This is a genomic window from Microbacterium sp. STRO-1N, assembly GCF_057748015.1.
Window position 1 is genome coordinate 2,005,815 of sequence record NZ_CM173234.1, and the last position, 13,155, is coordinate 2,018,969.

Sequence of the window (13,155 nt, forward strand, 5' to 3'; positions counted from 1 at the left end):
TGCTTATCAAACAGTTCCTTATATGTAGGAGCTCACCGCGATGGCGTCGGCCGCTTCCTTCAGCGATGCGAGCACCTTCGTGATCGCGGGGGAACGCCGCTGCGAGCGGAGCACGGTCGCAGTCACGTGACGATGCCGCTCTGGCAGCAGTGGCCGGGATCGAAGTTTTGGGTGTTTCACGAACGACTGGGTCATGTGCGGCATCACGGCCAGCCCTAGTCCCGCGACGACGTAGCTCTGCACCGCCAGGTTGTCATCGGTGGTGATGTCGATGCGTGGTGCGAAGCCGGCGTCGTCGCACGCGTTCACGAACTCTTGTCGGCAGCGCACGCATCCCGCGACCCAGCGCTCGTCCTTGAGTTCCGAGAGCGCAATCTGCTTGCGCCGGGCGAGGGGGTGATCGTCCGACAGCATAAGCATCATCGGCTCCTTGAGGAGCGGGATGCTCGCCAGCTGCGGGTCATCCGCCTCCGGTCCTGGCTGATCGTCGTACCGGAACGCGACGACGATGTCGTACTCGCCGGTCTCCAGTCCTTGCAGGGATTCTGGCGGCTCCGCCTCGAACAGCTCGATCTCGATCCCCAGCTGCCGTGAGCGTAGCCGGGAGATGGCGGCTGGGACGAGCGTCGCATTGGCGCTGGGAAACGCACATACCCGCACGCGCGCCTCCTTCAGTCGGGTGACGGCGGCGATGCGCTCTTCGGTGGCCCGCAGCTCGGCGAGGATCTCACCCACTCGGGATGCCAGCACTTCGCCCTGCTCGCTGAGCTTGAGTCCGCGCCCCTCGCGGGCGAATAGTGTCGTCTTGAGGTCCCGCTCGAGCGCCTTCATCTGCTGGCTGACGCCTGGTTGGGTGTAACCGAGTTCGCGGGCTGCGCCGGCGAAACTGCCGATCCGCACCACGGCCTCGAAGGTCAGGAGTCTCTGGGTGTCCAGCATGCTCGAAGTATAAGCAGGAGTTTGGCAACGGTAATAGGAATGCCGTTGGTTCTTGGCTCAGGTGTGACGATGATGAAGATACCGCAACACCCGAAGCAGTCCGAAGGCGCATGAGCATCGACGCTGGTGCGCACCCGCTAAGCAGAAGGAGAAGGCATCATGGCCTCGACAAGATCGGAATCAGCGCACGACCGCGGCATCCGGGTGCGCGCGATCAGCGGCAGTGTCATCGGCACGGCGCTGGAGTGGTATGACTTCTTCCTGTACGGGACGGCCGCTGCGCTGGTGTTCAACATTGTGTTCTTCCCGACGGTAGATCCACTCGTCGGAACGCTGCTGGCGTTCGGCAGCTTCGCGGTTGGCTTCATCGCCCGCCCGATCGGCGCGATCGTGTTCGGCAATTATGGTGACCGCATTGGGCGCAAGAAGGTCCTGATCATCACGCTCATGATCATGGGCATCTCGACGATGCTCATCGGCATGCTTCCTGGTTACGACTCGATCGGTATCGTCGCGCCAATCCTGCTCACGATCCTGCGCTTCGTGCAGGGTTTCGGCTTGGGCGGGGAATGGGGCGGCGCGGTTCTGATGTCCCTGGAGCACGGTGACCCGACGCGTCGCGGGTTCGCGGCGAGCTGGCCTCAGATCGGCGTGCCACTGGGGCTTCTGCTCGCCAACGGCGCGCTGACCGTCATGCTCTGGATCACTGATGATGAGGCGTTCCTGGCCTGGGGCTGGCGCGTGCCGTTCCTGCTCAGTGCGGCCCTCATCGCGATTGGCTTGTGGATCCGTCTCCGTGTGTCCGAGTCGCCCGAGTTCGAGAAGCTGGCGGCAGAGGGCAAGCGCGTGAAAATCCCGATCCTCGAGGTGCTGCGCAACCAGAAGCGTGAGCTTCTCATCGCGACCGGCTCCCGCATCGGCACAGACGTCGCGTTCTACATCTTCGTGCTGTTCGTCGTGACTTACCTTACTCAGATGGTTGGTGTGGAGCAGTCCACCGCGACGCTCGTGGTGCTGATCAGCGCCGCGACCATGGTCCTGTTCATCCCGGCGTTCGGCGCACTCTCTGATCGGGTGGGCCGGCGCCCTGTGTACCTTGGCGGCGCGATCGGTGCCTTGGTCTGGGTGTTCGCGTTCTTCCCGCTGCTCGAGACGCAGAACCTCGCGCTCATCATCACGGCGGACTTTGTCGGCATGCTCTGCTGGGCAGCAATGTACGGCCCGCTCGCCGCGTTCACGACCGAGCTGTTCCCCGCGAACGTCCGCTACAGCGGCGCATCGCTCGGCTATCAGCTGTCCGGCATCCTGGGTGGAGCCTTCGCACCGATCATCGCGGTCTCCCTGTACGGCCGCTTCGAGAGTTGGGTGCCGATCGCCGGATACGTCGCGGCGATGCTGGCCATCACAGTCGTCTCGGTGCTCGTCGCGCGCGAGTCATCACGGGATACTGCCGAGGTAGCAGCGGCGCCGGCGGAGGTGCAGTGATGGCGAGGCTGACTTACGAGGACGTGCTCCGGAACCTGCAGGATGCCGGGCACGCCCTCCCCCAGATGCAGTCGGCGATCGCGGCCTATACGCCGGCGCTGCAGGTGGGTGACCTCGCCTTCACTTCCGGGCAGCTCCCCCTCGTGGCGGGGAAGCTGCCGGTCACCGGAAAGGTTGGCAACGGCGATGGCCTGGTGGATCCGGCCCTTGCGGCCGATCTCGCAGCGCAGTGCGCGCTGAACGCGCTCGCAGCACTCGCGGTCACGGTCGGAGACCTTGGACAGATCTCCCGCATCGTGAAAGTGACCGGGTTCGTCGCGAGCGATCCCGAGTTCACCGAGCAGTCCGCCGTCATAGACGGCGCAAGCACCCTGCTACAGCAGGCGTTCGGGGATGCTGGAGTTCACACCCGGTCTGCGGTCGGAGTGGCGGTGCTGCCCAAGAACAGCCCGGTCGAGGTGGAGCTTTTGGTGGCGCTCCTTCCCGGGGAATGACGATGATCCAAAGCATCCGCAACTGCGGGTGCCAAAACAACACTGATTGGCGGTAGAGAAATGACCTGGGACGAGACTTACCCGGAGGGCTTCTTCGGCCCCACCACGGGCTCACTTCTCATCAAGAACCTGCGGGGCGCCGTTACCGGCCGCCTCGGTGATCCCCTCCGCGAGGTGGAGACGATCCGCGTCCTGGGCGGCCGGATCGAGGAGATCGGCGGGGCGGCGGATGCTGAAGCCGATGTCGTGATCGATGCGAAGGGCGCCGTGGCGCTGCCTGGGCTCTTCGACACGCACACCCACTTCGCGATTGGCGACTTCAATCCGAAGCAGAACACGATCGGCTTCATCGAGAGCTACATGCACGGTGGTGTCACCTCGATGATGTCGGCGGGCGAGGTGCACTTCCCGGGGCGACCGATGGACCGCGACGGCGTGAAGGCCGTCGCTGTCGCCGCGAACCGTTCGTTCACCCTCAACCGCCCCGGTGGTGTCCGCATCCACGGCGGTTCGCTGATGACGGGTCCGTACATGCACGAGGAGGACTACGCCGGCCTCGCCCGTCAGGGCATCTGGCTCATGAAAGTCGGCTTCGGCGGGTTCGACAAGCCGCAGGATGCCGTGCCGCACGTACGCTGGGCGCAGGCCGCGGGATTCGTGGTGATGTCGCACTCAGGTGGGGCGTCATCAGTGCCCGGCGTCGCGCCGATCACGGTCGACGACCTTCTCGCCATGGCGCCCGACATCGCCGGCCACATCAACGGCGGCACGACCAGTCTGCCGGAAGCCGATGTCGAGATCCTCGTGAAGGACTCGACCGCGGCGCTGCAGCTGGTGCAGGCCGGCAACCTGTCGGCCAGCCTCAACATCCAGCGACTGGCCGCCGAGAACGATGCGCTCGATCGCGTCATCCTCGGCTCAGACACGCCGTCAGGCACTGGTGTGATGCCGCTCGCGATCATCAAGACCATCGCCGAGCTGTCCTCCATCGGAGGCGTGCCAGCGACCGACGTCATCGCCTACGCGACAAGCAACGCCGCCCGCGTGCTGCGCCGTGACGAGGGCGTGCTCGACGACGGGCGCCCCGCCGACATCGTCCTCGTGCAGCAGCCCGTGGGCGGACCCGCAAACCACCCGATCGACGCACTGAACCGGGGCGACATCACCGGCATCGCGAGCGTCATCATCAACGGGCAGATCCGCGCCCTGCGCAGCCGGAACTCCCCCGCGCCGATCCGGGAAGTAGAGGTGCAGCCGCACCGCTGAGTGAACGGGGTGGCCCGCATCCAGGAGAAGTCCTGGGCGGGCCACCCTCACATGGCGTGTGCGCCGTCGAATTCACTACCGAGATCCGATTCTGCTGGATTCACGTCGCTCCACGGTCTGTGCAACGGCGACGCGTGATTCAACATCCGTTTCCGGCTACGCATCAGTTACATCCATCTCAGCAAGGCCTAACCTTGGTCTCATGAGGTTCGATCACTGCGCACTGCAGGAGTGCGGCGTCGCACGGTTCCTGAGCCTGCTCGACGGGCCTTGGGCTACGCTCATTGTCCGTGAGCTTCTCAAGCGCCCGCATCGATTCAACGAGTTGCTCACGGCGCTCCCGGGAATCAGCGCACACACGCTCTCAAGCCGGCTCCGCAAGTTCGAGGCCCACGAGCTGGTCACGCGCACCGCGTACGCCGAGATTCCTCCTCGAGTCGTGTACGAGCTGACCCCGGTGGGGATGCAACTCCAACCGGTTCTCGATGCCATGAACGCCTGGGCCATGACGGTGCCGCCCCACCTTTTCGGGCTCGACGAACCCGAATAGCCTGTCATCGCCGACTGAATGGAGCCCGGTGACGACGCACGGCGTCATAATTGCCGCATTTCGCCGAGCAATAGGCGCGCCGACCGTTTCGACTGGTATCCACGAATGCCACCGGACACCCCTCTCGCTGACACACGCCCAACCGAGCGCCCTCGGACTCGACGACGAAGAGCGCGAGCCCGCCCGCCGTGACAGCTCGGACGCGCGCGATGACGTCGTGCGCATCCGACACGAAGTGCAAATGCGGGCGAAGCGAATCATGCGTGGTGAGGTAAGGTGCCCCAACGCCTGCGGCGAGGAGCCGATTGATCTCGGCGCAACGCGCGGCGACTGTCTCCGCACGAAAGACGGGAACGATATCTGCGGCCCATGCCCGTAACCGCTCGTCAGCGCTCTTGTCGATCTCACCCCTGCGAATCTGGTGTCTCGCCAGCACAGCACTAGCCGTTCTGATATCCCAGCCTCGACCAATAAGGGTGACGAGATCCGCAGCCAGCAGCGGTCCAGTCATGTTGTCATGGTTGAACTGCATTGACTCATTGCATCACAGTTGCGACATGCTTGTCCTCTTGGCCGCGATCGCCCCGATCATTCTCTTCCTTGCGGGAGGGGCGTTCCTCCGGCGCTACGTCCTGCCCTCCCCCGAGTTCTGGGCCGGACTGTCGTGGTTGAGCTACTGGATTTTCACCCCGACCCTCTTCATCAGCTCGATCGGCGGTGCGGATCTCACCACAGTCGAGCCGGGGCCATTCGCCCTGAGCATCTGCCTCCCGATTCTGCTCGTGGCCGTGCTCGCCTTCGCGAGCGCTCGCCTCACTCGCGCGGACGGCCCACAGCTCACATCCCTGATGCAGGGATCGATTCGGATCAACACCTACGTCGGCCTGGTCTTGACCTCCGCGCTACATGGCGAGGAGGGCGTCGCCACCTTCGCTCTCGCAAGCGCGATCGTCGTCCCGCTTGTCAACGTGATCTGCGTCGCGACGCTGTCAACCCATGGCACCGTGGATCCCGCCGGACGGCGGCCCGCGCTGTGGAGGGATCTCATCACCAATCCGCTTATCCTCGGGTGCCTGATCGGGCTGATACTCAACATGACCGGCATCTCCGTGCCGGCGTTCCTTCAGACGCTCGACACGGTGTCCGCGCCTGCTCTCCTGGTCGGCACGCTCTGCGCAGGCGCGGCTCTCCGCTTCGCGTTCCGCATACGCGATCTTCTCGACGTTGGTGTTGCGTCACTGCTCAAGCTCGGGGTACTGCCGCTCGTCGCGGTGTCGACCGCTATCGCCCTCGGAGTCCACGGTTCAAGCCTTGTGAGCATCGTCCTTATCAGCGCCGTTCCCACCGCACCGAGCGCGACTATCCTCGCCGCACGCATGGGAGGAGATGTCCGGCTGATGGCTTCCATCACTGGCTCGCAGACCGTACTGGCCATGGCCACGATGCCGCTCGTGCTGGTTCTTGCCGACATGCTCTCGGCGTGACCGGTGACCGGTCACGCCGACAGCGCTGACGAGCGGAGGTTAGTAGCTCAGCCCGTGGCCGAAACGCAGCCGCGGGTCGACCGTGTCGAATGGCACGTCGGGTCGTGACGCCTCGACCGCCGCCATGCTGGAGGGCAGATCGAAGGGCAGACGTCCCCGCGGCGCAGCGCGCCCGAAGAGCACGTCGAGCACCGCGCGCGGGTGAGCACCGTAGTTGGCGACGACCGCATGTGCCGTGTCCAGAACCGGGGACAGAATCGCCGGCCTGTCGAGGAAGACGTCCACGATCGTGGTCGCCTTCTGGCTCAGATCGGTGAGGTGAGAGACGGTCTCGTCGTTCATCTCCAGCGAACCCGCGTGGAAGTAGTTCTCGAACGCGGTTGACCTCTTCTCGTACGGCGCATGGATGCGCACGATAGCGAGATCGGCCTGGACCGGATCAGCGACGACGGTGCCGTACTCCGCTGCAACATCTTCGGGGATGCCCTCTACGTAGAGACGCCGGCCTTCCGCAGCAGGCAGCGCACGTCGTCCTGCTTCCCCCTCACGGTTCGTCAGCAAAGTCAGAGACGCACGCTGAGCGGCGAGCCCTGCCGCAATGAACGCCGGGGCGCCGACCACTCGAGATGCCTCTGCCGGATCGACATAAGGATCGTCGAAGAGTCCGAGGACAAACTTCTCCGAGAGCAGCCTGCGCGCCGACTCATCCAGCCGCGCTTCGGAGATCTCGCCAGCCTCGACGAGCTCCACCAGCATCTCCGGACACGCTTCCCCGCCGAACTGGTCCACACCCGCGTCGACAGCCTTGCGCATGCGCTGACGCGGCGAGAGATCCTCCACGCCCCACGCCCGAGCCGGGAAAGGCTCACCATCCACAGTCGCATCGTTGATCAGCCCCCAGTCCGTGCAGACGATTCCTTCGAACCCCAGCTGCTCCCGGAGGAGCCCCGTGATGACCGAACGATTGAACCCGAAGCCCACCTCTTCGTACTCCGTGCCGACGGGCATGCCGTAGTACGGCATCATCTGCGATGCGCCCGCGGCGATCGCTGCCCGGAACGGTTCCAGATGCAGATCGAATCGACCGCCGGGATACACCTGCTCACGACCGTAGGCGAAGTGGGGGTCTTCTCCATCTTTCTGCGGGCCTCCGCCAGGAAAGTGCTTGACCATCGTCGCCACAGACTCACGGCCGAGTCTCCGGCCTTGGAATCCCTCGATGTACGCGACGCCGAGCCGGCTCGTCAATTCGACGTCTTCACCGAATGTGTCCAACTGTCGAGCCCAGCGGGGCTCGGTGGCGAGATCAATCTGCGGGTGCAGCGCGACGCGGATGCCAACGGCTAGGTACTCTCGCCGCGCGATGTCGGCGAACTCCCTCACCACAGCCTCGTCTCGAATCGCTGCGAGTCCGAGAGCCTCCGGCCACACGGAGAAGGATCCTGCGAGAAGACCAGCAAGCGGGTTGTCGCTATATGAGTTGCGCGGATCTGTGGAGATGGTGATGGGGATGCCGAGTCTGGTCGAGCGAGCGAGCTCCTGAATGCGGTTGTTCCACGCCGCCATCGCCGAGGGCGAACCGCCAGTGAGGAGATTGAAGTGGCTCATATGACGATCGAGTACGTACTCCGCGTTCGACGGGAGATCGAACTCCTTGTCGCCCTCAGAAAGCGCGCCATCCTCACCCATGGAGATCATCGCGTGGAAGAAGAGACCCGCCTTTTCCTCGAGCGTCATCTGCGCAAGGAGGATCTCGACGCGCTCGTCCACAGGAAGTGAGCTGTCGCGGAAACGCTCGTCTACAGGGGGAATGACGGAAACCATAGGTGCCTTACCTCGTGCTCTTGACTCGGAAGATGATGATCGCGCCGATGAGGACCGCGGCGGCGCCGACGAGGTAGAAGAGCGAGTAGCCTCCGATCGCCGTCGTGGCTCCCAACGCGATGAGTGCGGGCGCTATCGCCGGAGCGATCGATTGCGGCAACGCATTGGCGATGTTGATGACCCCGAGGTCCTTTGCCGTGTCCTCGGCGTCGGGCAGAACCTGTGTGGCAAGAGCAAGCGACACGGAAAGGAAGGACCCGATACCCAGCCCGATCAATCCCTGGCCGACGATCACAACCTCGACGCTGGGCGCGAAGGCGAGCACGACGAGTCCGGCGACCATGATGATGCCTGCAGCGAGGACGAACGGCTTCCGTCGCCCGAGCTTGTCGGAGAGGTATCCCGCCAGCGGACCAGAGATCGCTTGCGCGCCGACAGCGGCGAGGTTGCAGACAAGCACAGCGGTGATGGCCTCTGCCTCGGTCAGGCGAAACTTGTCTGTCAGATAGAGCGGCAGATACGTGGCGATACCGGCGTAACCGAACATCACCAGGAACGTGGTCAGCCAGGTCCACCCGAAGTCGGGATTCTTGCGGGGGTTGAAGATGAAGGAGCCGACGAAGTCCCTCCAGCCGTACCCCGTCGCGGGCGGTGCGAGACGTACGCCATCTTTCAGCAGCATAGCGAAGAGCACGGTCAGCACCAGCCCGATGAGTGCCGGCACGGCGAAGCGCGAGAGGTCCGAATCGAGGAAGTTGACGGCGAACGTCCCGCCCAGGATACCGAGGGAGGTCGTGATGCCAATGACTCCGGACGCGAGCCCGCGCTTCCACACCGGCATCCGATCCGCGATCGTCGCGTTCAGCGCAGCTAACGTACCGTTTAGAGCCGCTTGTGCGACGCACCACCCCAGCAGCACCATCCACACCTCGCTCGCCAGACCGATAGTAACCAGAGCCGCGAAACCGACCACAGCTCCCGCGATCAGCCAGGGGCGTCGCATCCCGAATCGCGACATAGTGCGGTCGGAAAGCCGGCCGACGAGCGGGTTGAAGATGATCGCGAAGAGAGTGCCAACACCCATCACGAGACCGAGTGCGGCCACCGACTCGTCACGATTCGCGGTGATGTGCTCCAGCTTGAAAGCCAACGACACAAACACCGGCGTCAGCAGAGCAAGGTACACGCCGAAGTTGGCGAGGCCTAGCGTCGGCAGGTAGGCCGCGGAGACGGGCCCTGCTGGTAGTGATCGGGTGGGGGCGGCACTGGCGGACGGTTCTGTCATCGTCGACTCCTCATTCATGGCGAAACAGCGGCTGGAAACACGGTAGCGTACAAATCGATCAAACAGTAAGTGAATCTCGAACGTTAGGTAACTCATGGTTTCGTGACATCCTTGTCCGGTGACGCGTTTCCTCCCTGGTCGATCTCGCGCGGAGACCACCGCTCAGACGAGAGCACGCGCGATTTCCTCGGCTCGTTCGTTGATCGCCTCACGAGGTGTCGCTTCAACGTCCCTTGAAGACGTCGCCAGCGAGACCGGGATCAGCAGGCCCGGCCTTAAAGGCCACTTTCCGACGAAGGACGCCCTCATCAGCGCCGTCAGCGCAGATTTCTGCGCAGAAGTGTCGACCGCACTTGGCACCACCCCACGGTCGTGGTCATCGCTTCTCGATATCGCTGACTACCGCGAGATGTCGGTGCAGCTCCTCAGCGTCGCACTGACTGACAACTTCGAGGTGCGCACCTCTGCCAGCCATCACCAGCAGTTGCTCACATCCTCAGAGGGGATCCTGGCCGCATACGGGCGCCCGGCCGGATTGACCACAAGCGCACTCGTGGCCGCATGGGAAGGACTGATCGTCATGCAGTCCTATTTCCCCTCCCTGAACCCTGCTCGAATCGTCAGCGCCCGACTGGAGTCACGCGTCCTGAGAACTGTCGACTCGCCCATTCAGAAGACTGCGCTACCGCTGTCGACGCTGGTGCCCGCCGATTTCGGATATGCGCCCGGTCAGTCACGGCGGCACCAGATTATCGAGGACGCAACCGTTCTCTTCGCCCGCAATGGCTACCACCGCACAACCGTGCGCCAGCTGGCGTCCGAAGTGGGAATCTCTTCCTCAACATTGCTGCATCATTTCGGTGACAAGGCCGGCCTCCTTGCGGAGGTCCTTCGACGACGCGATGAACAGCTCGTCGCGCGCCGAGGGGATCAAATCCTCGCCCCCCGCCAAGAACTCAGCGAACTCGGCAATGAAGCTCGTCGAGACCTGAGCGTGGAGCGCGGCCTGGTTGACATGTACGCCGTTCTCTCGACGGAGGCGACGCATGCCGATCACCCTGCTCACGCGTACTTCGCTCATCGGTACGCTCGGACGATCGACTACTTCGAAAGCGCCATCGCCCGCGCAGGCGTCGGCGCTGACGATCCGCACCTTGAGGCGGTCTGGCTCGTTGCACTCTGGGATGGCCTCCAATACCAACTTCTCCTGGACCCGGGAGGAGTCGATCTGCCGGGCGAGCTAGAGCACCACGTCGAATCCGCGCTCGACATCGCGCCCGGCGAGTCCCCCGCACGCGGCTGACCGCGGGCGAACCCAGGAATCCGTCCGCAGACAGCCGATGCGGTAGTCCCATCTCTTGTAGAGGCAATTCAGCCCCGACGTCGTCCGGCACCAGCCGGGTACTCACCCCTTCTCGGCCACGCGCACAAATGCCTCGATGGACATGACAGCCGTCGACCTGCTTACCGTTCGCGACGGCACGATCATCGCTGTGCGCCTCATCTCCGAGGGGGCGATCAGCGAGGACGCGTTCTGAGGCTAGTACTGATCATCCTCACCGGCTCAGGGATCAGGAGACACTGATTCCGATTCCACGGAACCGACTGGCCACGCCTCAGCCTGCTGAACCCACCGAGCGGGCGATGCTGTGCCCGTGTCGGAGCAAACCCTGCGAATCGTATTCGCGGATGAGCGACACGAGTCGCTCATAGGTCGAGTCGTCGAACGCTCGGCGTCGGTCCGCTTCGTCCTTCACCGCTCCGTGCACGTTGAGAATCGTGCCTCCGGTGCCCCACGGATCCATGGCGAGGATCGCCTCATCCACGACGGCATGCACAGCCTGAGATATCTCGGGCAGATCCAGCCCCACCACATGCCGGTTGAAGGCCGCGTCTCGGCCGACGACGAAGCTCGGATGTTCAGGTACTTGCGAAAGTGGAAGGGGACCGGCTCCGGCGGATCGCTGTGGATCGAGTTGAGATCGGCCGCGAGCATCATGCCCACGCGATCGATCAGCGTGGGCGCAACCGCTCGCATAGACTCGAGCATCCAGTCCCCCCCCCCCCCCGACCGGCTCCCCGCAGATGGCAGACAAGCCGGTGGGCGATCACGTTTCCGCGCAGCGGTTCGGGCACCGCGGGACTGAACGGCATCCAGATCATCGCGAGAGATGTGTACATCTCATCGGGAATCGTCTGCGTCCACTCTCCGTACGCGAGTAAGGTCTCGCGCATGTGTGCTCCGTCGAACTAGACCCCCCGAGGAGCTCGGTCACCGGCACCAGTTCGCCCGTGATGCGCGTAACGACGTCGAGGTTGCCTCCTGCGCCTCGCAGGCCCCAGAAGAGGCCAGATTCTTGATGAACGTCGACATCGCGCACCCACGCCACCCACCGTCACGACCTGCAGTGCATGCACCTGACCGACGCCATGCCGAAAGCCCGCCCCATGATGGAGAGACCGCCACCCAGGGAGTACCCAACATCCGTCGACGAGCCGGCGGGAGGGGCCAGCCGTGCGGCGCCGCGGCCTCGAGGACCCTCGACCATCGAACTCCGGCCCCGACGGTGATCAGGCGACGCCCGAGTCGAGCTCCACCAAATCGAGGCGACCGACGCTGATCGTCAGGCCGTCCGTGAAGGAGCTGTATCCATGACCCGTGGAATGCACCCCGCCCGAGCCACACAGTCGATTCCGCCGCTTGTGGCGCTCACGCTAAGTGATCCGGCGCCTGCCGGACATCACCCGGTTGGGGCATTCTGTCCTCCGGGAGCACACGATGAATAGCACGTAGCAACGAGCCGTGAACGGATCTCGGTTCCGTGATCTCACTGAACCCGGCAGTCTCGAACAGTCGACGCAGACGTGCCGGAGGCCCCCCGGACGGCGGCGTGAAGGCACAGACGACAGGAGCGCCGTCCCGCAGCACGCGTCTCACCTCAGCCAGACCCGCGCGGGGGTCCGGCCAGAAGTGCAGGTTGTCGACGAAGATCGCACCATCGAATTGCTCATCCGGCAACGGAAGCGCCTCGGCCGTGCCCGAGAGCAGGTGCAGGCGTCCGCGCGCGATGGCTGCGGCGTTCCGTGTCGCGGCATGCCGATGACTCGCCTCCGAGGGATCTACTCCGACGACCTCACCCTGGGAGAAGGAGTTGAGCAGCACCTCGAGCCCGACGCCTGGACCGAACCCGATCTCCAGCATGCGTGCCCGTGGGGCGTCGATTCCCAGGAGCGCCACCGCCTCTAACGCCATTCCGCGACCTGCTTGCGCCATGGTGCGCAGGCCTCTCTCCCCTGCGGCACCAGAAGGCCGGACGAACATATCGTGCATCACACCAGTCTTGCGGACCAGAGCACGTGCGGGGTTGTCAGCCTTGATATTCTCCGAGAAGTCTCTCCGTCGGCTCGACGGGCCAGCCGTTCATCAGCATCAGCATCAGCATCCATCCCATGCCCGCAGCCATGGCGATATGGCAGAAGGAGTGGATGCGGTGATGCGTCGAACGGAACAGGCGCCAGATCCAGCAGACGGTGGCCTCGACGCACAGCGTGATGAAGACGGCGTTCACGACATCCACCCATGCCGGCGTCGACTCGATCATGGGTCCTCCACCGCCGCAATGCCCGGAATGAGCGCCGTCGGCGTCCCGACATCTCCATCCCGCCAGGAGGAGCAGCATTGCAGCGAGCGTCCAGATCATCGCGGCATCGAGCACGATGTGGCCGACGAGACCATAGTCTGTGTTCCCTTCACACCTCGGAACGAGGGAACGAGGACCAAGGCAAGGATGACGAAGATGGTCGCCTACGCAGCCGTCTTCGCTCTCG

General features: G+C 64.2%; 13 protein-coding genes. 6 read left to right on the plus strand and 7 right to left on the minus strand.

Going from position 1 to position 13,155, the window contains the following annotated elements:
* Positions 1-18 precede the first annotated feature (18 nt).
* Entirely contained in the window at positions 19-939 is a 921-nt protein-coding gene (locus tag AC3ANJ_RS09560) for a LysR family transcriptional regulator (RefSeq protein WP_488316124.1), read from the minus strand.
* Between the two features lie 204 nt (positions 940-1,143).
* On the opposite strand from AC3ANJ_RS09560, the gene AC3ANJ_RS09565 reads away from it, so the two are divergent.
* From AC3ANJ_RS09565 to AC3ANJ_RS09580, 4 genes are all read left to right on the plus strand, one after another.
* Positions 1,144-2,424: an MFS transporter gene (locus tag AC3ANJ_RS09565; RefSeq protein ID WP_488316125.1), complete on the plus strand. Its 1,281-nt coding sequence runs from the start codon at positions 1,144-1,146 to the stop codon at positions 2,422-2,424.
* Positions 2,424-2,918, plus strand: a complete 495-nt coding sequence (locus AC3ANJ_RS09570; protein WP_488319261.1) for a RidA family protein — start codon at positions 2,424-2,426, stop codon at positions 2,916-2,918. The genes AC3ANJ_RS09565 and AC3ANJ_RS09570 overlap by 1 nt, the downstream gene beginning before the upstream one ends.
* Before the next feature lie 60 nt (positions 2,919-2,978).
* A complete protein-coding gene (locus AC3ANJ_RS09575; protein ID WP_488316126.1) occupies positions 2,979-4,184 on the plus strand; it encodes an amidohydrolase family protein in 1,206 nt (401 codons plus the stop codon).
* A 202-nt stretch (positions 4,185-4,386) separates the two neighbouring features.
* Positions 4,387-4,734 carry a winged helix-turn-helix transcriptional regulator gene (locus AC3ANJ_RS09580; RefSeq protein ID WP_488316127.1) on the plus strand — a complete coding sequence of 116 codons (348 nt, stop codon included), beginning with the start codon at positions 4,387-4,389 and terminating at the stop codon, positions 4,732-4,734.
* Positions 4,735-4,738: 4 nt separating this feature from the next.
* Here AC3ANJ_RS09580 and AC3ANJ_RS09585 read toward each other — a convergent pair whose 3' ends face one another.
* Positions 4,739-5,245 (minus strand): CGNR zinc finger domain-containing protein, encoded by a 507-nt coding sequence (locus AC3ANJ_RS09585; RefSeq protein WP_488316128.1) that lies wholly within the window; start codon positions 5,243-5,245, stop codon positions 4,739-4,741.
* Positions 5,246-5,291: 46 nt separating this feature from the next.
* Here AC3ANJ_RS09585 and AC3ANJ_RS09590 point away from each other — a divergent pair, with 46 nt between their 5' ends.
* A complete protein-coding gene (locus AC3ANJ_RS09590; protein WP_488316129.1) occupies positions 5,292-6,218 on the plus strand; it encodes an AEC family transporter in 927 nt (308 codons plus the stop codon).
* Between the two features lie 39 nt (positions 6,219-6,257).
* Here the strand turns inward: AC3ANJ_RS09590 and AC3ANJ_RS09595 are convergent, their stop codons facing one another.
* Both AC3ANJ_RS09595 and AC3ANJ_RS09600 read right to left on the minus strand, forming a co-directional pair.
* Positions 6,258-7,955, minus strand: coding sequence for a glycoside hydrolase family 3 protein (locus tag AC3ANJ_RS09595; RefSeq protein WP_488316130.1), 1,698 nt, complete (start codon positions 7,953-7,955; stop codon positions 6,258-6,260).
* A gap of 94 nt (positions 7,956-8,049) precedes the next feature.
* Positions 8,050-9,327, minus strand: coding sequence for an MFS transporter (locus AC3ANJ_RS09600; protein ID WP_488316131.1), 1,278 nt, complete (start codon positions 9,325-9,327; stop codon positions 8,050-8,052).
* A 118-nt stretch (positions 9,328-9,445) separates the two neighbouring features.
* Here AC3ANJ_RS09600 and AC3ANJ_RS09605 point away from each other — a divergent pair, with 118 nt between their 5' ends.
* Positions 9,446-10,630: a TetR/AcrR family transcriptional regulator gene (locus AC3ANJ_RS09605; protein ID WP_488316132.1), complete on the plus strand. Its 1,185-nt coding sequence runs from the start codon at positions 9,446-9,448 to the stop codon at positions 10,628-10,630.
* Positions 10,631-10,943: 313 nt separating this feature from the next.
* On the opposite strand, the gene AC3ANJ_RS09610 is transcribed toward AC3ANJ_RS09605, so the two are convergent.
* The 3 genes from AC3ANJ_RS09610 to AC3ANJ_RS09620 all read right to left on the minus strand — a co-directional run bounded on the left by AC3ANJ_RS09610 (position 10,944) and on the right by AC3ANJ_RS09620 (position 13,043).
* Positions 10,944-11,198 (minus strand): hypothetical protein, encoded by a 255-nt coding sequence (locus AC3ANJ_RS09610; protein ID WP_488316133.1) that lies wholly within the window; start codon positions 11,196-11,198, stop codon positions 10,944-10,946.
* An 839-nt stretch (positions 11,199-12,037) separates the two neighbouring features.
* The gene (locus AC3ANJ_RS09615; RefSeq protein ID WP_488316134.1) at positions 12,038-12,658 is read right to left on the minus strand and encodes a class I SAM-dependent methyltransferase; all 621 of its coding nucleotides are present in this window, start codon (positions 12,656-12,658) and stop codon (positions 12,038-12,040) included.
* A gap of 37 nt (positions 12,659-12,695) precedes the next feature.
* Positions 12,696-13,043, minus strand: coding sequence for a DUF5134 domain-containing protein (locus AC3ANJ_RS09620; protein ID WP_488316135.1), 348 nt, complete (start codon positions 13,041-13,043; stop codon positions 12,696-12,698).
* Positions 13,044-13,155: the final 112 nt, after the last annotated feature.

Coding starts and splice junctions, on each gene's coding strand:
- AC3ANJ_RS09560 (WP_488316124.1), bottom strand. CDS start 939: ATGCTGGACACCCAGAGACTCCTGACCTTCGAGGCCGTGGTGCGGATC.
- AC3ANJ_RS09570 (WP_488319261.1), top strand. CDS start 2,424: ATGGCGAGGCTGACTTACGAGGACGTGCTCCGGAACCTGCAGGATGCC.
- AC3ANJ_RS09575 (WP_488316126.1), top strand. CDS start 2,979: ATGACCTGGGACGAGACTTACCCGGAGGGCTTCTTCGGCCCCACCACG.
- AC3ANJ_RS09580 (WP_488316127.1), top strand. CDS start 4,387: ATGAGGTTCGATCACTGCGCACTGCAGGAGTGCGGCGTCGCACGGTTC.
- AC3ANJ_RS09585 (WP_488316128.1), bottom strand. CDS start 5,245: ATGACTGGACCGCTGCTGGCTGCGGATCTCGTCACCCTTATTGGTCGA.
- AC3ANJ_RS09590 (WP_488316129.1), top strand. CDS start 5,292: ATGCTTGTCCTCTTGGCCGCGATCGCCCCGATCATTCTCTTCCTTGCG.
- AC3ANJ_RS09595 (WP_488316130.1), bottom strand. CDS start 7,955: ATGACGCTCGAGGAAAAGGCGGGTCTCTTCTTCCACGCGATGATCTCC.
- AC3ANJ_RS09600 (WP_488316131.1), bottom strand. CDS start 9,327: ATGACAGAACCGTCCGCCAGTGCCGCCCCCACCCGATCACTACCAGCA.
- AC3ANJ_RS09615 (WP_488316134.1), bottom strand. CDS start 12,658: ATGCACGATATGTTCGTCCGGCCTTCTGGTGCCGCAGGGGAGAGAGGC.